The following is an 18980-nucleotide window of genomic DNA, read 5'->3' on the forward strand; positions in this document are numbered from 1 at the left end:
TTTGCGGGATTTTCTTATTCTATAATCGTTTCAATCGTGACTTTCATGGCACCGGCACCTTTACTTTTGGTGATGTCCATAAACGCTCTTTTTGAAAGGTCTATTTCACGGGTTTTTACAAACGGCCCCCGATCGGTAATTTTTACAATCACAAATTTGCCGTTGGCTTCGTTTGTCACTTTTACTCTTGTTCCAAAAGGGAGTTTTTTATGAGCAGCTGTGTATTTGCTATTGTTGAAACGGCTTCCGTTTGCTGTTTTTTTTCCATTAAAACGATCTGCATAGTAGGAGGCATGAGCGTTTTTTTTGTATGGTTTTAATCTTAAGCCTTTGTCTGTAAATACAGAATCGATTGGAATTTCGATAATGTTTGGCTTAACAATTTTTACAGTATCCTGAGCAATTTTAGGTGTTTCTGCTGTTTTATTCTGACTTGTAACATAAGTAAAACAACTTAAAAAGACCAATGTAAATAGGTTGGTTGAAATGCTTTTTTTAATTCTCATAGTTTATTTTTTTCAGACTTGGGGAGTTTGTACAAATAATGTGCCGAGATAAAAAAAGTCCTACAATTTTAGGACTTTGATTTTATTGAAACCACAGGTTCCACGGTATTCTGCTAAGGATCAATAATAATCCCAGGCCATAGAAAATAGCAAACGTCTTAAATTTAGCTTCGCTATTTATCAGCTTTTTATGTTTTGACCATCCTATAGTAATTAGTACTATAGCAATAAGGTTGATAAGAGGATGTTCTAAAGAAGTTAATCTCAATTCTGCGTTTGACATTTGCCCGAATGCAGCTTTTCCTAATGGAGATACGAAATAAAGTATTATCCCGATTAAAAGTTGTGTATGTGTTCCAATAAGAGCGAACAAACCAATTTTGCGGTCTTTTGCAGTAAATTCTTTTTTCGAACTAAAACCAATCAGGGCATTTACAACTGCAACCAATAAAAGCAGCAATGCTAAATAAGCCCAGCCCGAGTGGAGTTTTTGTATAAAATGGTACATAAATTATTATTTTGTTTAAAACAAATATAGCAAAAAAGGAATATAAAAAAACGGCATTAAACTAAAAGTCAATGCCGTTTTTGGTATTTATTTAGATTCTAAATATTAGAAATCGTAACGTAAGCTAAAGTTCCAAGTTCTTCCGAAACCGAAGAATACAGTGTTAACATTGGCAATTCCGTCATAAAGCATTCCATTAGATGCATATGTACCTTTTGAACCTGGTGTTTGTCCTGTTGCCACTGGAAGATTATCATCAGCAAAAGTATTAGTTCTTGCTTCTGCAATATAGATCTTGTCAAATAAGTTATTTACGTTTAATCTGAAGTTAACAGATTTATCTTTGTCTTTACCTACTAACATTTTGTAAGAGAAACCAGCATCAACTAATCCGTAAGAAGGTAATTCTAAAGCTCCTTTGTTGTTTGGATCTGAGAAGTTGATTGGGCTTAATCCTGCATATAATTTATCATTAAAGTTGTAGTTAGCATCAACAATTACTCTAGTTAAAACTTCGTAAGAAGCACCTAATGAAGCAGTCATTTGAGCAGCATCACCTACTTTTACTTTGTCCATGTAAACCGGAGTTGCAGTGTATCCTGCAACAGGAGTATTATCTGCTTGGTAGTAAGCATTTACTGTAGCATTTCCTTTATATTCCCAAATACCGTAAGAGAACATAGCATTAAGTTTTAATTTTTCTGTAATGTTAGAATTTGCTTCAACTTCAACTCCAGAGTGTACTTCGTTTAGTCCAACGTATTCTGTGTAAGTATTGTTGTCAGTTGGTAATGCATTACCTTTTAAATATCTGTCGTTCCAAGTTGTGTTGTAAACGTTTACAGTTGCATTAAATAATCTTGAACGGAAACCATATCCAGCCTCAAATCCAATGATTTTCTCATTAGTAAGGTTAGGGTTTACTGTAGATTTGTTGTTTGGATAAACTGAATTAAAGAATGGTTGTCTTGAATAGTATCCAGCATTAACATAAACATTGTTTTTTTCGTCAATGTTGTAGTTTGCACCACCTTTTACGTTACCACCTAAGATATTTTCATAATCAGTAGATTTTAATGGATCTGTTGATTTGTAAACGAAATTATCTTCTCTTTTAAATCCTTGTTGAGATATTGCTCCCTGAATAAAAGCAGTTAAATTATCTTTAGAATATTCTAATTGAGTAAATGCACCGTACCATCTAACTTTTCCAGTACTGTTAAATGCGATTTTTTCGTAATCTTTTTTATCAAAAACATTCCATTGAACATCTGTAGCATAAGTTTCTGTAATATGTCTTCCTGCTGGTTTTAAATCTGCAACAGTATTATCATAAAATTCTCCACCTCCTAATAAATCATTTACAACTGTAAAATGGTATCCTGTGTATGTTCTTGCATCAATACCAAAGTCCAATGTTAATGTATTGCTCAATTTTTTGTTTAAATTGATTACTGCACCAAACCAGTCATGAGAGTTGATAGATGAAGTTTGAGAAATTCCTGATGTAGTGTTGTAAACATATGGTGAAGCTGTAGTTCCAGATCCTGTTCTACCTGTTGAAGAACTGTTTTGGTAAACACCACCAATTTTTGTTCTTGTATTGTTAGCGCCATTGAAGAAAACACTTCCCTGACCAGAGTTCCAAGCCTGTATTTTGTCATAATCAACCATTCCGTTTGGTAATAAGAAAACAGAACTATTGTATGTATTTCCTCCTACACCACCTGTTGCACTTGCTCCGGCTCCACGACCCATAGATGCGTAAAGAACAGAAGATAGTTTTGTAGTTTCGTTGATTTTATAATCCCAGTTAAAAGAAGCAACTGGTTTATGGTAATAGTTTTTTCTGATATTATACTCTTCACCATTTAAATATCCTGCGTCAGCATTGTATTTAATGTTTGGCTCATCAAGAGAACCATATTTTTGGTAAGTTGCAATAGTAGATACTGTAGATCTTTGGTTGTGCCATTGTGGAGCACCAGTTACAGTAAGTTGGAAGTTATGTTTGTCATCCTTAGTTCCGTATCCTAAAGCTACAAAATAGTTTGATCCTTCAAACGGAGTTCCATTCACGTATCCATCTCCCATTGTTTGAGATAATAATACAGAAGCAGAAAATCCATTTTCTAATTTTCCTGTGTTGTATGAACCCTGAATTTTAAAGTTTCTTGCATTTCCGAAACCAGATGAGAAAGACCCACCTTCTTTCATGTCAGAAGTTTTAGTAACAATGTTGATAGTACCTCCAACAGAAGGTGTAGCAAGTTTTGAAGAACCTAAACCTCTTTGAACCTGCATAGCAGAAGTAACATCTGATAAACCAGCCCAGTTACTCCAGTAAACAGAACCGTTTTCCATATCGTTAACTGGCATACCATTAATCATAACAGCAATATTGTTTTGATTAAAACCACGAATATTAATTCTTGAATCTCCAAATCCACCACCTGATTTAGTAACATATACTGAAGGTGTGTTTCTTAAGATTTCCGGAAATTCCTGAGTACCAAGTTTTTCTCTAATTTCAGCAGCTTTAATTGTTGAAACAGCAACAGGAGTTTTTCTATCTTTAGCGATATCAACTACAGTACTTTTTACTACGATTTCACTCAATTCATTTGAGTTACTAACTAATACGATAGAACCTAAATTTGTAGTTGCACCGTTTGAAACTGAAAATTTTACTGTTTTGGAGTCAAATCCAAGATAAGTAATAACCAATTCCCCAACACTTGATTTAACATCAATTGTAAATTTACCGTCGAAATCTGTTGAAGTTCCGCCTGCGGCACCTTTAACAGCTACGTTTGCGCCAGGAAGAGTTGCACCTGCGTCATCGGTAATCATACCTGTAACTTTACCTTGAGAAAATGCGGTTGAAACTATCATGAACAATAGTCCAGTAAGTAACCAATTTTTCATTGTCTTCATTTGTTTATTTAGTTTATTGTTTTTGGCAAAATTATAACAATAAAATCAGATAATGTTATCAAAATGTTAAGAAAAGACAGTTTTGTTTAATCCGTTGAACATTAAAATGATTTTCCTTTTTTGTATTAGATAAAATATCTTTTTTTTGAATTTTAAGGGGAGTTTTTTGTTAAAATCATAATAATGTGAATAGGATTGTAGTCTAAAACGTGCAAAAATCAATGGTTTAAGGTGAAAATCATAGTAGTTTATACGAAAAAACGCCTTAATTTGTGTTAAATTAAGACGTTTCCAGTAAGTTATGAAAATTATAAATTTACTTATTCTTCAAAAAATGATTCAATAAGAATGAAGTAGAACTATCATGAGTTTTAACTGTTTTAGTATTTATCTCATCTAAAATAGAATTCGCCAGTTGTTTTCCTAATTCTACTCCCCACTGATCAAAACTAAAGATATTCCAGATTACACCCTGAACAAAAATTTTATGTTCATACAAAGCAATTAATGATCCTAAACTTTTAGGTGTCAGCTTCTGAATCAAAATAGTATTCGTTGGTTTGTTTCCTGTAAAAACTTTGAAAGGACGTAAATACGAAGCTTTTTCTGCAGACAATCCTTGTTTGTCAAATTCTGCCTGAACCTGCGATTCTGTTTTTCCGGTCATCAAGGCTTCTGTCTGAGCAAAAAAGTTTGACATTAATTTATCATGATGATCTTCATTTCCGTATAAAGGTTTTACAAATCCGATGAAGTCTGTTGGGATTACTTTTGTTCCCTGATGAATCAGTTGGAAAAATGCATGTTGGGAGTTTGTTCCCGGCTCTCCCCAGATAATGGTTCCGGTTTGATAGTTTACGGGCTTCCCGTCACGACCAACACTTTTTCCGTTACTTTCCATCGTTGCCTGTTGTAGATAAGGCGCTAATTTTTGCAAATATTGTGTGTATGGAATCAAAGCTTCACTTTCTGCTCCGAAGAAATTATTATACCAAACACTTAATAAAGCCAATATTACCGGGATGTTTTTGTCAAATTCTGCCGATTTAAAATGTTCGTCGGTTTCATTGGCACCATTCAATAAATCATTGTAATTGTCAAAACCAATTGCCAATGCAATACTTAAACCAACAGCGCTCCATAAAGAAAATCTTCCTCCAACCCAGTCCCACATCGGGAAAACATTGTCCGGATTAATTCCGAATTCTGTAACTTTTTGAATATTTGTAGAAACGGCCACGAAATGTTTTGCGACATCTTCCTGTTTTGCAGATTTTAAAAACCATTCTCTGATAGTTTCAGAATTGGTTAAGGTTTCCTGTGTTGTAAAAGTTTTAGAAACGATAAGGAAAAGTGTCGTTTCAGGATTTAACTTTTTGATTACTTCATTTACGTGATCACCATCTACATTCGAAACAAAATGTATGTTTAAATGATTTTTGTAAAACTGAAGAGCTTCAACCGCCATCACAGGTCCAAGGTCAGAACCTCCAATACCAATATTAACAATATCTGTAAAAGCTTTTCCCGTATAACCTTTTCTTTCTCCGGAAATAACTTCCTGTGTAAAGTTTTTGATTTTGTTTTTTACTTCATAAACCTCAGGAATTACATTTTCGCCATCAACTTTTACAGTTGCAGATTGCGGTGCTCGCAAAGCGGTATGTAAAACCGCTCTGTTTTCTGTCTGGTTTATGATTTCTCCCCCAAAATATTGAGAGATCGCGTCTTTTAATCCAATAGAATTTGCCAGTTCTAATAAAAGAGAAATAGTTTCCTCGCTGATATTATTTTTAGAATAATCTAATAAAAAATCATTCCATTGTAAATTGAATTTTTCAACACGCGCACTGTCCTGTTGAAATAATTCCTGTATTGTTGTTTCGTGAATTGCGTTATAGTGATTTTGCAGATTTTTCCACGCTTCAGTCCCGGTTGGGTTTGTTGTGTTTAAAGCCATTTGTTTGTTTAATTATAAAAGTGGTTATGAAAAGCAAAAATACTGAAATTAGTTTTAATAGCCTGTCGGTTCACAATTATATAACAAAAAGTGACGGAAACGTTTGCGTAAATTAATAAGCGTTTGAACGTAGTTCTAAATAATCATTTATAAATTTCCAATACTGTCCAATTCTCTTTTCAGGGGTTCAATCTGACTCATGAAACGGGTTCTGTCATTTCCGGTTAAAGATTCTCCGGTTGGTAAATTAAGACGTAGTGCATCTACCTGAACGCCATTTTTCCAGAAACGATAACAAACGTGAGGGCCGGAAGCTAGTCCGGTGCTTCCGACTAAACCAATAGTTTGTCCTTGTGTCACACGTTGTCCGCGACGAACAAGAATTCTGGACATGTGCAAATATTGGGTAGAATAGGTACCGTTGTGTTTTACTTTTACAAAGTTTCCGTTTCCGGCAGTATATCCGGTGGCTTCTACAACTCCCGAAGCAGTGGTTGAGATAGGAGTTCCTGTTGGTGCTGCATAATCTGTTCCTTTGTGCGCTTTCCAGGTATGTTGTACAGGATGGAATCTGTTCATTGTGAATCTTGAAGTGATTCGGCTGAACTTGATTGGCGTTTTCAGAAAGAAGTTTTTTAAAGTTTTTCCCTGATCGTCATAATATTCTATTTTTCCTGAAAGGGTATCTTTTTCAAAAGGGAAAGCGTAAATAATTTTGCCTTTATATTCAAAAAAGGCTCCCTGAAGATCTTCAACCCCGTCGTAAACTTTGTTGTTTATAAAACGCTCGGTGAATATTAGTCCGTAACGGTCTCCTTTTTTTAGTTTAAAGAAGTCAATCGACCATGAAAATACTTTTGTAATTCTATTGGCAAGTGCAGTTTCAACACTTTCATTTCCTAAAGTTTCGGATAATGAACTTTTTAAAACCCCGCCAATAATTTTGCGTTTAAAGGTAACAGGCTTTATTTTTTTGTAAGCTTTTGCTATACTGTCCCTGAAATCAACAACATAATAAGTTAATGCGTCGGGCTGGTAAATAAAAACTTCCAGCTTGTTGGTTTTGTTTTTTGAACGAAGTAATGTATAAGGTTTATTGTATCGGATCGATCTTACATCAAAAGAATCTTTTACCTGTTCTACAATATCATAGACTTTTTTGTCTCCGATATTTTGGCTCTGAAAAATGGATCCAAAAGAATCTCCTTTTTTAATAGTATCCTGTACAACATTATAATCAGCATAATTAAAACCAAATTCTACTTTTTTAGTCTTTGGTTTTGTAATTTTTGTTTCGACTTTTTCTTCTGTTTTTTTACATGAAAATATTGAAAACAATATTATTGCAATTACGACTGCTCTTTTCAAACTCTTAAATTTTTGTTGAGAAATTAAACGGTGGTTTCGTTTCCCCAATTGGACAATTCTTCTTCGGTCCACAATTTAGGAAAAAAGATGCGTCTTTGGTATTTTGGATGCATATATTTTTGCCAGTCACTTCCTCCTGTGGCTTCACCATTACCTTTTCCGCTTTCCAGAATGTATTTTCTTGCTGTATTAAGATGCTGCATTACCCATGTTATGTTTACCGTTTTGTCATAGTGGCGCATAGCAGAAATCAATGCCTCATTTTGCTGGTCTTCAACCGGTAACTGTGTAAATTTTTGCCAGATGTTTTTCGTTTTGAACGAAGACATTTGTCTTAAAAACTGACCTTTGTATTTTTTTTCAAACTCGTTTAGCAAATATGATTTTTGTCCGGTTTGATAATCTTTTCCTGCAGCCTGCCAGTATAAATGTTCAAAAGTGGTTTCAGGATCTGTATTTGCGTCAAAGTTTGCTTTGTATCTGTGATCGGTCAGATTGATTACATCTGTAGATGCAAATTCAATCATTCTGTATTGTGCACTCTGAAAACCACTTGCAGGAGTAAGCGTATTTCTGAATTTCATGTATTGATCTATGTCCATTCCATTTTCCATAATACTGAACGAATTGGTCAGCATATCAAAATAGCGGGTAATTCTGGAAAGTCTTTCACTGAAAAAATCAACCTGAATATTTTCGGTGTCAGCAATCTGATCGATTTCCCATAAAATCATTTTAAAAATCAGCTCATTAACCTGATGGTACATAATAAATACCATTTCGTCAGGAAGAGTAGTGCGTTGTATCTGAAGGTTTAAAAGAGCATCGGTCTGGATATAATCCCAATAAGTGATTGGTTTTGACCAAAGCAAACCTTCAAGCTGAACATCGGTTTTTTGATTTATAGCTTGAAATTTAAGATCAATTTCTCTTAAAATTGATTCAGAATTATCTGTGGTGTTCATTACTTTTTTACTTTAAATGGATTCTTTAATCCTTTGTATTCATCTAAATCAGCTTTTAACGCTCCAACGGCAAGATCTGCTTTTATTCTAACAGGGATTTTGTTGTCGTCGTCTGTGATCCAGAGTGTTAAACTTTCTTTTTCTTTAAAAACTCTTCCCGTTTGTACCAGTGGTTTAAAAACCATTGTAGTAACGGTTCCAAATTTAGTTGTAATATCCTGACGACCTACATATTTTAACTTAAATTTTGTGATTTCCTCATCAAAAAACATGTCGATGGTAATCGCTTCTCCCGATTTAAGTTTGTCTATATTTGGATGGTTTCGTAAGTAGTAGAATGACGAAACAATATCCTGCACATTTTCAGTGATTAAGATAGTTTTTTCTGACTTTCGTTTGTAATCTTTAACCAAAATTCGGTTTTCACTCTGATTAAAAAAACCTTCCTGGTTTTTGGTGTATCCTCCTTCATTAATTTTTCTAACATAACGATATGGGTTTCCGTTTTCTTTGTCAAAGTAACTTTCGTATAAATCTTCAACTTTGAAGAAAAGTTTTGACATACCGGTGGTATAGCCTTTACCAACTGCATGAAACACTTTTTTGTTATTTATTGTGGCATCTTTTACCTCAAGAGTTGCATATCCGGCATTTACGATTCCGTAATGAATACGAAACTTAAAATACTCTCCGACATCGAATGCATCTTCTTTAAATGAATCAAAACTAAAGGTGGTGAGGATTATAAGGAGTAGGACTATTTTTTTCATAGGACAATTTTGACAGTTATATATATAAAGATAATGACAAATTTTATTCCAAAAGTTACTAAAACAAAAAAACTCAGTCAAATAATGACTGAGTTTTTATGCTATTAACTAACCAAAAAACTATAAATTATGAAATTTATATCAATTCGGAAGGAAACCACCCCTTCCTGATTTGCGAGTGCAAAGATAGATACAAAGTTCAAAAAATAAATAGCAAAAAGTGAGTTTAACATAACATTTGCATAAAAAGCATCGTTTTACCGAGAATTTTTCTATATAATGTAAAAATATTGCGATTTTACAAAGTTCCTCTCAATTCTTGTTCTCTTTCAATTGACTCAAAAAGTGCTTTAAAGTTTCCTGCACCGAATCCTTTTGCACCCATTCTTTGAATAATTTCAAAAAATAGTGTTGGTCTGTCCTGAACTGGCTTGGTAAATATTTGTAATAAATAACCATCTTCATCGGCATCAACCATGATGGCTAATTTTTCAATTTCATTAATATCTTCTTTCATCATGTCCATATGAACTCCAAGTCTTTCAGGAATTGCTTCATAATAAGTATGTGGCGGAGGTGATAAAAATTCTACACCGCGGGCTTTTAATGCCGAAACGGTTTTGATAATATCATCGGTTGCGATGGCAATATGCTGAATTCCGGGACCGCCATAGAAATCTAAGTACTCCTCGATTTGAGATTTTTTCTTTCCTTCTGCCGGTTCATTAATTGGAAATTTAATTCTTCCGTTTCCGTTTGACATTACTTTACTCATCAAAGCGGAATATTCAGTATTGATTTGTTTATCATCAAAAGACAGGAAATTAACAAATCCCATTACTTCTTCATAGAATTTTACCCAGGTGTTCATTTCGTTCCAGCCCACATTTCCTACCATGTGATCTATATATTTTAATCCTGTTGGTTCCGGATTGTAATCTGATTTCCATTCTTTATAACCTGGTAAGAAAATACCATTATAGTTTTTTCTTTCTACAAAAATATGAACGGTTTCTCCGTAAGTATAAATTCCCGAACGTACTACTTCTCCAAATTCGTCACTCTCAACAGTTGGCTCCATAAAAGAACGGGCTCCGCGTTTCATAGTTTCTTCGTAAGCACTTCTGGCATCTTCAACCCAAAGTGCGGCAACTTTTACACCATCACCATGTTTTTTAAGATGATCATTTATAGGAGAGTCTGCGTTTAATGGGGTAGTTAAAACAATTCTGATTTTATCTTGTTTCAAAACATAAGATGCTTTATCCTTTACTCCGGTTTCTAATCCCGCATAGGCCAGAGACTGATATCCGAAAGCAGTCTTATAATAATGTGCAGATTGTTTTGCATTTCCTACATAGAATTCTACATAGTCTGTTCCTAATAAAGGAAGGAAATCCTGTGCTCCTTCGAATATTTTCTCTAATCCGTATTCTACTGATTTTACTTCTTTTGACATGATGTTTATTTGTTTAACCGGTTAATCGTTTATTTGATTAAACCGAAATTGATGTTTAAATGTTTTTTTACCGCAAAGACACTAAGTAAATCGCAAGGTTCGCTAAGTTATTCATGGCGATCCTTGCGTAAAATCCTTGCGGACTTTGCGGTTAGATCGAAAAGACTAATTACTCCGTCCACGACTTATAGTACTGACCATCGTCAAGACCCATTGCTTCTTCCGTAACCATAAGCGGTCTGAAAGTATCAACCATTACGGCTAATTCCAGCGTTTCTTTGTGACCAATACTGCGTTCCATTGCACCTGGTGCGGGACCGTGCGGAATTCCTTTTGGATGTAAAGTGATGTGGCCCTGCTCAATATTGTTACGGCTCATAAAATCGCCATCAACATAATAAAGAACTTCGTCAGAATCTATATTACTATGATTGTAGGGCGCCGGAATTGCTTTCGGATGATAATCGTAAAGTCTTGGGCAGAAAGAACAAACAACAAAAGTTGCCGTTTCAAAAGTTTGGTGTACCGGAGGCGGTTGGTGAACACGCCCCGTTATAGGTTCAAAATTATGAATTGAGAAACCGTAAGGGAAATTGTAGCCGTCCCAGCCCACAACATCAAAAGGATGCGTAGCATAAACCACTTCGTGAATCATGCCTTCTTTTTTGATTTTAATTAAAAAATCACCTTTTTCGTCATGTGTTTCTAATTCATTTGGCAGAATAAAATCACGCTCACAAAATGGAGAATGTTCTAAATGCTGGCCTGATTGGTTTTTATACCGTTTTGGAGTATAGAAAGGAGAATAAGATTCTACATAAAAGAGTCTGTTTTCTTCTGTTTCAAATTCGATCTGATAAATAATCCCTCTTGGGATAATTAAATAATCCCCATATTCAAAAGGAATATTACCGAGCATGGTGCGTAGCTTTCCTTTTCCTTTATGGATGAAAAGCATTTCATCGGCATCGGCATTTTTGTAGAAATAATTTCGAAGCGATTCTTTTGGAGCAGCAAGACCAATAATACAGTCTTTATTGACCATCATTGCTTTTCTGCTGTCCAGAAAATCATTTTCGGGTTTTAATTCAAAACCTTTAAATAATAATGATTTTATATTTTTTCCGATTGCAATTTTAGGTTCAACCGAATAAGAATTTAGAATTTCTTTTACCTGTGTTGGTCTGTGAACATGGTAAGATAATGACGAATGTCCGTGAAAACCTTCAGTTCCAAATAATTGTTCGTAGTAAAAACCTCCGTTTGGTTTTTCGAACTGGGTGTGTCTTTTTTGAGGAAAATCTCCAAGTTTATGATATAATGGCATGGCTTTTTCAATTAGATAATTTATAAATTAGATAATTAGAAAATGTGAATTGTGAACAGATAATCAGCCCATTTTCTAAATTGGCTAATTATTCAATTCGATAGCATTACTCCGGGTTTCTCTTAATGAGAAATTGAAGATACTCCAATAAACCTGTCCATTTTGTTTTCATTATAACAAATGTCGTAATTTTTATTGATTTAAATTACAAATTAAAACAAAAATCCAATACTAAACCAGGTAAAACTTTTTGACATCTCAGGAGACCAGGAATGTTTAACCTCAATTGGGCCAATAATAGTTTCAAGTCCGTAACCTACGGCATATCCAGAATATTTAGGCATTGAGATCCAGTCAACAGTGCTGAAAATATCATCACCAAGGTTGGCATAATTGGCAGAAATGTTTACGTGATTCTTTTTAAGGATTTCATAATCCAGTGTCAGACCTGTTTTTATATAACTGTTTCCTGCGATACTCAGAAAATCGTATCCGTAAAAATAATTGAAGTTATTGATTTTGCTATAACCATAACCACCCAGAATATAATCGAAGAAAGGAACACTGTCACTGCCAATATTGAATCCCGATTCTGCCTCAATTTTAAAAGTCGCTTTTCTGAAAAGTTTATTGGCAAATGCGATTTCTGCTTTTGCTGTTGAGAATGGTTTAAATTGACCGGTGAAATTTGATGAAGCCAGATAAGTTTGCACATCGGTAGAGAAATATAATCCCGAATGCGGAAAACTCTTGTTGTCAAAAGAATCATATTTCAAATATCCAAAAACACTAAGATAAGTGCTTTTTTCAATTACGTTATCATCATCTGAAAGGGTAGGTGAGTTTATTTTTAAATATTTATGTTCTAAACCACCGCCCATTAAAAACTTCTGAACAAATATGGTTTGAAAATAAGCCTGATTTGTCAAATCAAGAAAATCAACATTTATCTGATTTCCGTTTGGATTTTCAGGAAGCAGAGAGCTAAAACTATTAGCCACATTTCGGTTAAACTGATTTAATCTGGAACGAAATCCAAAACTGATATTAAAACCATTTTCGACATAATAGTTTAAATCATACCTGAAATTATCTCCCAAAATAATGTCTACCGAGGTAACATCATTTTTTAAGAATGTTTTTTTATGAGTAAGATTTAATAAAATGGCACTTTTATAAAGGCCGTCATAATGCAGGCCAAGTTTTAAATACGTATGGGTTGGATTTTCACGAAGGACAAGATCCAAATCGTCTTTATCTCCGTTTGGCTGCAGGCAATAAGAGATTGTGCTGAAGTTTTGTGTAGCGTTCAGATTGTTTATTCCGGTTTTCAGATCATCATAAGTTATAGTACTTCCAGGTTTGAAACGTAGTTTACCACGAATATATTCGCGGGTAAAATTATCAAGACGATCACTATTTATATATTTTATTTCAAGGGTATCTGAACTTATTTTTAATTTTGGTTTTTTATAAAAATGATTTTCATCTGTCAGCGATTTGATTTTTTCATAAACGGCAAAAGCAGCTTCTTCACCTTTTCTGATTATTTCTTCACCTTTATCAAAAGAAATAACACCATAATCACGAATATCTGGTTTTATATAAACGTCGGTGTCTTTTATTTTGTTTTTCATTTTATCAATAGACTGAAGATTGGTAATCTGAACCAATATTCTGGTAGCATTTTTAAGGCCTTTTCTGTTGAGTAAATCATCCTGAACATCAACCCCAATGATAATATCAGCACCAAGATTTCGGACTTCTTTTATAGGGTAATTATTGACAACTCCGCCATCAACTAATAATTTACCGTCAATTTCTACCGGCGTAAATAACGAAGGGAAAGCGGCACTTGCCACCATAGCCTGAACCAGGTTTCCTTTATTAAGCAATACTTCTTCGCCTGTTTCTATATTGGTTCCAATACACAAAAAAGGAGTTGGCAATTTATTGAAATCACGAATATGACGAACGTTTCGGGTCAGGCTGGTCAGTAAGTTATAATTATACATACCTTTTGAAAGTGCTTCCGGAATACCAACCCTGAATTTATTAAAGGGCAAAACAATCGCATATAATTCATCATTTTTTTTGCCATAGAAATTTTTGGACGACCGCGGAATATAGTCGTTTATCAATTCATCAAAATTGGTTTTCTTGAAAATAGAGTCAATTTGAGCAGCATTGTATCCGGAAGCATAAAGTCCGCCAATTACTGATCCCATACTGGTTCCTCCGATATAATCTATTTTTATTCCGGCCTCTTCCAAAACTTTTAAAACTCCGATATGTGCAAAACCTTTTGCGCCTCCGCCACTTAAGACCAAACCAATTTTTGGTCTTCTGACACTATCCTGTTCCGCTTTTTTTTCATTTTCCTGAGAAAAAGAATTTTCCGGATTTAGAAATAAAAGTGCACAAAAAATCACCTGAACGGCCCAGATGGAAATGAAAAGCTGTGAGAGACAAAAAGATATTTTTTCCTGCAAAAAAAGAACGAAAGCAGAAGTTCCTTTTTTTAAAGAATAAAAAAATCTGTTTGACTGAGTATTATAAATGGACAGCTGGATTAGGCGCATAAAAAAAAGTACTAATTGGTTTTGTAAAAGTCGACAATTTTTTTGGCTTTTGATACTCCTACAACATCCGAAATTTCTTTTTCTGTAGCCAATTTTAATCTCTTAACACTTTTAAAATGTTGTATTAATGTAAGCATTGTTTTTTCTCCAATTCCCGGAATACTTTCTACCGAAGAATTAAGTGCCGCTTTGCTTCGTTTGTTGCGATGAAAAGTAATTCCAAAACGGTGCGCCTCATTTCGCAACTGCTGGATTACTTTTAGCGTTTCCGATTTTTTATCTAAATAAAGCGGAATAGAATCTCCGGGATAAAAAAGTTCTTCGAGGCGTTTTGCGATTCCAATAATAGCAATTTTACCACGCAATCCGAGTTCGTCTATGCTTTTTAGGGCAGCAGAAAGCTGTCCTTTTCCACCATCAATAATAATCAATTGCGGCAAAGGTTCGTTTTCTTCTAATAATCTTTTGTAGCGGCGGCCTACGATTTCGGTCATCGAAGCAAAATCGTCCGGGCCTTCAACCGTTTTTACATTAAAATGGCGATAATCTTTTTTGCTGGGCTTACCATCTTTAAAAACAACACAGGCCGCAACAGGATTTGTTCCCTGAATATTGGAGTTATCGAAACATTCTATATGACGGGGTTCTACAGGAAGACGTAAATCTTTCTGCATTTGTGCCATGATTCGGTTGGTATGGCGATCCGGATCTACAATCTGTAATTGTTTGAGCTGCTCAATTCTGTAGAATTTTGCATTTCTGATGGACAGGTCCAAAATCTGTTTTTTATCTCCATGTTGTGGAACTGTTACCCTGATGTTTTCACCTAAATTGATTTCAAACGGCACAATGATTTCTTTAGACAATAACTGAAAACGTTCACGAAGTTCAATTATAGCAAGCTCGAGCAACTCTTCGTCGCTTTCGTCCAGTTTCTTTTTTATTTCTAAAGTATGCGAACGAATAATCGATCCGTGTGAAATCTGAAGAAAGTTGACATAAGCGGCACTTTCGTCAGACACAATCGAAAAGACGTCAATATTGGTTATTTTAGGATTTACAATAGTGGATCTCGACTGATAATTTTCGAGAATATCAATTTTTTCTTTGATTTTCTGAGCTTCTTCAAAACGTAAATCCTGTGCATAGTTTGTCATTAAACGTTTGAAATCTTTCATACTCTCCTTAAAATTTCCTTTCAGAATTTCGCGGATAGCGTCAACTTGTCTCTGATAATCTTCCAGAGATTCCAGACCTTCACACGGGCCTTTGCAATTTCCGATATGATATTCCAGACAGACTTTAAATTTTCCGGCATTGATATTAGACTCACTTAAATCGTAATTGCAGGTTCGCAATGGATATAATTCTTTAATTAAATCAAGAATAGTATACACCATTTTGAAATTGGTGTACGGGCCATAATATTCAGAGCCATCTTTGACCATTCTTCGTGTCAAAAATATTCTCGAAAAAGGCTCTTTTTTGATACAGATCCAGGGATAACTTTTGTCGTCACGCAACAATACATTGTAGCGCGGCTGTAAAGTTTTGATTAAATTGTTTTCTAATAAAAGAGCATCGGTTTCCGTCGGAACGACAATATGTTTTATGGTTACGATTTTCCTAACCAGAACATTTGTTTTTCGGGTATCGTGAATTTTATTAAAATAGGAAGAAACTCTTTTTTTTAAGTTTTTTGCCTTTCCGACATATAATATTTTATCGTCTTTATCGTAATACTGATACACGCCGGGATTGTCGGGCAAGGTTTGAATTTGAAGATCTAAAGACGGTTTTGACATTCTGTTTTGTTTCTGAAGATAGCTGAAAAACATTTTTCAAAAACCATTCCGATTTTGATAATTTGCCTGACAGTGATTTAGTTCCAAATTTACGAAATCAAAAGAATAATTTCTATATTTAGATTTTATAATTCTATATGAAAAATAACAAACCCATGATTATTTTTGGCGAGTCGATTTTGCCAGGAGAACATAGAACAATAAACGTTGAAATTGCCAGGTTACATACAACCACAAAGCTTAATATTCCGGTTATTGTGCGCCGTTCAAAACTTGACGGCCCGGTAGTTTTATTCTCAGCCGGTATTCACGGAGATGAAATAAACGGAATTGAGATTGTACGTCAGGTTATTAGCAAAAAAATAAACAGACCAACCCGCGGAACTATTATTTGTATTCCGATTATCAATATTTATGGATTTGTAAATAAGTCACGTGAATTTCCTGATGGTAGAGATTTAAACCGTGTTTTTCCCGGAAGTAAAAAAGGTTCGCTGGCGAGTCGTTTTGCATTTCATATAGTGGCAGAAATTTTACCGATTTTAGATTATGCGGTCGATTTTCATGCCGGAGGGGCAAGCCGTTTTAATGCGCCACAAATTCGAATCACAGAAAATAACCCGGAACTGAAAATTTTGGCAGATGTTTTTAATGCGCCTTTTACTTTGTATTCTAAAAATATCAGCGGGTCTTTTAGAAATACTTCTGAGAAAGCAAATGTAAAAATGCTGCTTTTTGAAGGTGGTAAATCATTAGACATTAATAATGAAATTGCCAATGAAGGCGTGATGGGAGTGAAGCGTTTACTGAATTATCTAAATATGCTGGATCCCAATCAGGTTGTCGAAGAAGCAAAAGAACCTTCCATCTATATTAAAAATTCAGTTTGGCTGCGTGCCAAATGTTCCGGTTTGCTGCATGATTTTAATATGATAAGTAAATTTGTAACCAAAGGAACAATCCTGGCCATCATAACCGATCCGTTTGGTAAATTTGAACAAAAAGTAAAAGCACCTCACGATGGGTTTGTGATTAATGCCAATCATTCGCCAATAGTGTATGAAGGTGACGCGATTTATCACATTTCTAAAAATTCCCCAGAAGAAGATGCCGAAGAATAAAAAAGAATTACGATTAGAATATAAAGGATTCAGAAAAGAATTTTCGACTGATGCAATCGAAGAAAAAAGTCTGGCAATTGCCAATAATTTGATTCAGTTGCCAATTTGGGATAAAACCTATTATCATGTTTTTCTTCCGATTGAAGAACAGAAAGAAGTAAATACAGAATATATTTTGCATTTGCTTTCTGGAAAAGACAAAGAAATTGTGGTTTCTAAAAGTGATTTTCAAACCCGCGGAATGTCTCATTTTTTATTAACGGATAATACTAAAATAAAAAAAAACGAATATAATATTCCTGAACCTGTAAACGGTTTGCCCGTTGCGCCGGAAATGATAGAAGTTGTTTTTGTGCCGCTTCTGGCTTTTGACAGTTTAGGAAACCGTGTTGGCTACGGAAAAGGATTTTATGATAAATTCCTGTCTGAATGTAAACCTGAAACACTAAAAATTGGACTTTCGTTCTTCGAGTCCGAAAATCAGATTGAAGATGTCTTTGAATCTGATGTAAAATTAGATTATTGCGTCACGCCTTTAAAAACCTACACTTTTTAGGTTTTAACCATATAAGTGATATAAGCTAATTTAAGTTTTGATTTAAATTGAATTAAAATTTAATTATATCATTTTAAAAGAAAGTCTAAGAAAGAACAAATACTTAACGTTAAATAAGCTAAAACTTTTCATTCTGAGGAACGAGGGATCTTAGTAACTAGTTCCACAATATAATTCTTTCTTTGTCGATTTTGCAACGAAGATTCTTTGTTCCTTTAGAATAACAAACTTTGATGAAGTAAAAAGAATTAAAGAAAATTATAAGAAAGAAGAAATCCCAAATCCTAACTGTGTTTCAATTGGAATTTGGGATTTTTTTTATTTAGAAATTTAAAGAATTGTTATTTTACTTCTTTAATTGTAGAAGAATCAATCCAGCCTTCTGTTCCGTCTGTTAATTCTATTTTTTTCCAGTTCAGCAAAGTTTCTTTGACATAGACTTTTGCTCCTTCATGCAATAAGAAAATAGGAGATCCTGCTTTTTGTGGTTCGCTTCGGACTTCGCTTATTTCAGAAAAAACAATCGCCGGGCGATCATTATCAAAATGATCTTTTTCAGTCATTGCGGCGGCGACACTTAAAAGTAACGCAACCAGAAGAAAAAACATTCCGATAAAATAGATTCTTTTTGAAAGTGTAAGCTGTGAGAAATAATAGCCAATAAAACACAGTAAAAAAACAAAACCAATGGCAACAGAAATTTTTGCCCAGGTATTGTAATCAAAAATTCCCGTAAAGTTCTGAATCAGCTTTGCAAAACCCACTTTCGGGACTTCTTTTATTTCATCAATTGTTAGCTTTTTGGCAAATTTCAGATTATTCAATGTTTCGGGGTCATGCGGCTTTAAAACCAGAGCTTTCTCATAATTGTAAATAGAAGGCGCAACTTTATTCAATTTATAATAACTGTTGCCCAGATTAAAATACAATTCTGCCGACTGTTGTTTGTCTTCTTTTATAATGCCTTCATAAACATCAATAGCTTGCTGATATTCTCCGTTTTTATACAAAGTATTTCCTTTTTCAAAGCTGTTCTGAGCAAAGAAAACCTGAGAGATTAACAGAAAGAGATATAATATATTTTTCATTTTCTTGTGTAATAAATTTTCAACTTTG

The 18980-nt window shown here is 34.3% G+C and carries 14 protein-coding genes; 2 read left to right on the top strand and 12 right to left on the bottom strand.

All coding sequences use genetic code 11. From position 1 onward, the window contains the following. Positions 1 to 14 precede the first annotated feature (14 nt). The 11 genes from DCO46_RS09105 to uvrC form a co-directional block, all read right to left on the bottom strand. Entirely contained in the window at positions 15 to 506 is a 492-nt protein-coding gene (locus DCO46_RS09105; protein ID WP_116752245.1) for a septal ring lytic transglycosylase RlpA family protein, read from the bottom strand. Positions 507 to 588: 82 nt separating this feature from the next. Then, complete coding sequence (locus DCO46_RS09110; RefSeq protein WP_116752246.1) at positions 589 to 1014, bottom strand: hypothetical protein; 426 nt, start codon at positions 1012 to 1014, stop codon at positions 589 to 591. Positions 1015 to 1119: 105 nt separating this feature from the next. Continuing rightward, entirely contained in the window at positions 1120 to 3951 is a 2832-nt protein-coding gene (locus DCO46_RS09115) for a TonB-dependent receptor (RefSeq protein WP_116752247.1), read from the bottom strand. 316 nt (positions 3952 to 4267) lie between these two features. Next, a complete protein-coding gene (gene pgi, locus DCO46_RS09120) occupies positions 4268 to 5911 on the bottom strand; it encodes a glucose-6-phosphate isomerase (protein ID WP_116752248.1) in 1644 nt (547 codons plus the stop codon). Positions 5912 to 6058: 147 nt separating this feature from the next. Beyond that, positions 6059 to 7279 carry a M23 family metallopeptidase gene (locus tag DCO46_RS09125; protein WP_116752271.1) on the bottom strand — a complete coding sequence of 407 codons (1221 nt, stop codon included), beginning with the start codon at positions 7277 to 7279 and terminating at the stop codon, positions 6059 to 6061. A gap of 23 nt (positions 7280 to 7302) precedes the next feature. Further along, positions 7303 to 8244 carry a tryptophan 2,3-dioxygenase family protein gene (locus DCO46_RS09130; RefSeq protein WP_116752249.1) on the bottom strand — a complete coding sequence of 314 codons (942 nt, stop codon included), beginning with the start codon at positions 8242 to 8244 and terminating at the stop codon, positions 7303 to 7305. Continuing rightward, complete coding sequence (locus DCO46_RS09135; RefSeq protein WP_116752250.1) at positions 8244 to 9014, bottom strand: DUF3108 domain-containing protein; 771 nt, start codon at positions 9012 to 9014, stop codon at positions 8244 to 8246. The genes DCO46_RS09130 and DCO46_RS09135 overlap by 1 nt, the downstream gene beginning before the upstream one ends. A gap of 298 nt (positions 9015 to 9312) precedes the next feature. Continuing rightward, on the bottom strand, positions 9313 to 10473 hold the full coding sequence (gene hppD / locus DCO46_RS09140) for a 4-hydroxyphenylpyruvate dioxygenase (protein ID WP_116752251.1): 1161 nt from the start codon (positions 10471 to 10473) through the stop codon (positions 9313 to 9315). Positions 10474 to 10642: 169 nt separating this feature from the next. Beyond that, the gene (locus DCO46_RS09145) at positions 10643 to 11800 is read right to left on the bottom strand and encodes a homogentisate 1,2-dioxygenase (protein ID WP_116752252.1); all 1158 of its coding nucleotides are present in this window, start codon (positions 11798 to 11800) and stop codon (positions 10643 to 10645) included. Between the two features lie 212 nt (positions 11801 to 12012). Beyond that, positions 12013 to 14382, bottom strand: coding sequence for a patatin-like phospholipase family protein (locus DCO46_RS09150; protein ID WP_116752253.1), 2370 nt, complete (start codon positions 14380 to 14382; stop codon positions 12013 to 12015). 11 nt (positions 14383 to 14393) lie between these two features. Next, the gene (gene uvrC / locus DCO46_RS09155) at positions 14394 to 16187 is read right to left on the bottom strand and encodes an excinuclease ABC subunit UvrC (protein WP_116752272.1); all 1794 of its coding nucleotides are present in this window, start codon (positions 16185 to 16187) and stop codon (positions 14394 to 14396) included. Positions 16188 to 16324: 137 nt separating this feature from the next. Here uvrC and DCO46_RS09160 point away from each other — a divergent pair, with 137 nt between their 5' ends. Together DCO46_RS09160 and DCO46_RS09165 are read left to right on the top strand one after the other, a co-directional pair. Then, positions 16325 to 17308 (top strand): succinylglutamate desuccinylase/aspartoacylase family protein, encoded by a 984-nt coding sequence (locus DCO46_RS09160; RefSeq protein ID WP_116752254.1) that lies wholly within the window; start codon positions 16325 to 16327, stop codon positions 17306 to 17308. Further along, positions 17295 to 17864, top strand: coding sequence for a 5-formyltetrahydrofolate cyclo-ligase (locus DCO46_RS09165; protein WP_116752255.1), 570 nt, complete (start codon positions 17295 to 17297; stop codon positions 17862 to 17864). The genes DCO46_RS09160 and DCO46_RS09165 overlap by 14 nt, the downstream gene beginning before the upstream one ends. A gap of 341 nt (positions 17865 to 18205) precedes the next feature. Here DCO46_RS09165 and DCO46_RS09170 read toward each other — a convergent pair whose 3' ends face one another. Beyond that, positions 18206 to 18952: a tetratricopeptide repeat protein gene (locus DCO46_RS09170; protein ID WP_116752256.1), complete on the bottom strand. Its 747-nt coding sequence runs from the start codon at positions 18950 to 18952 to the stop codon at positions 18206 to 18208. Positions 18953 to 18980: the final 28 nt, after the last annotated feature.

Origin of the sequence: Flavobacterium sp. HTF, from assembly GCF_003105115.1 — a bacterium.
Classification (GTDB): Bacteria; Bacteroidota; Bacteroidia; order Flavobacteriales; family Flavobacteriaceae; genus Flavobacterium.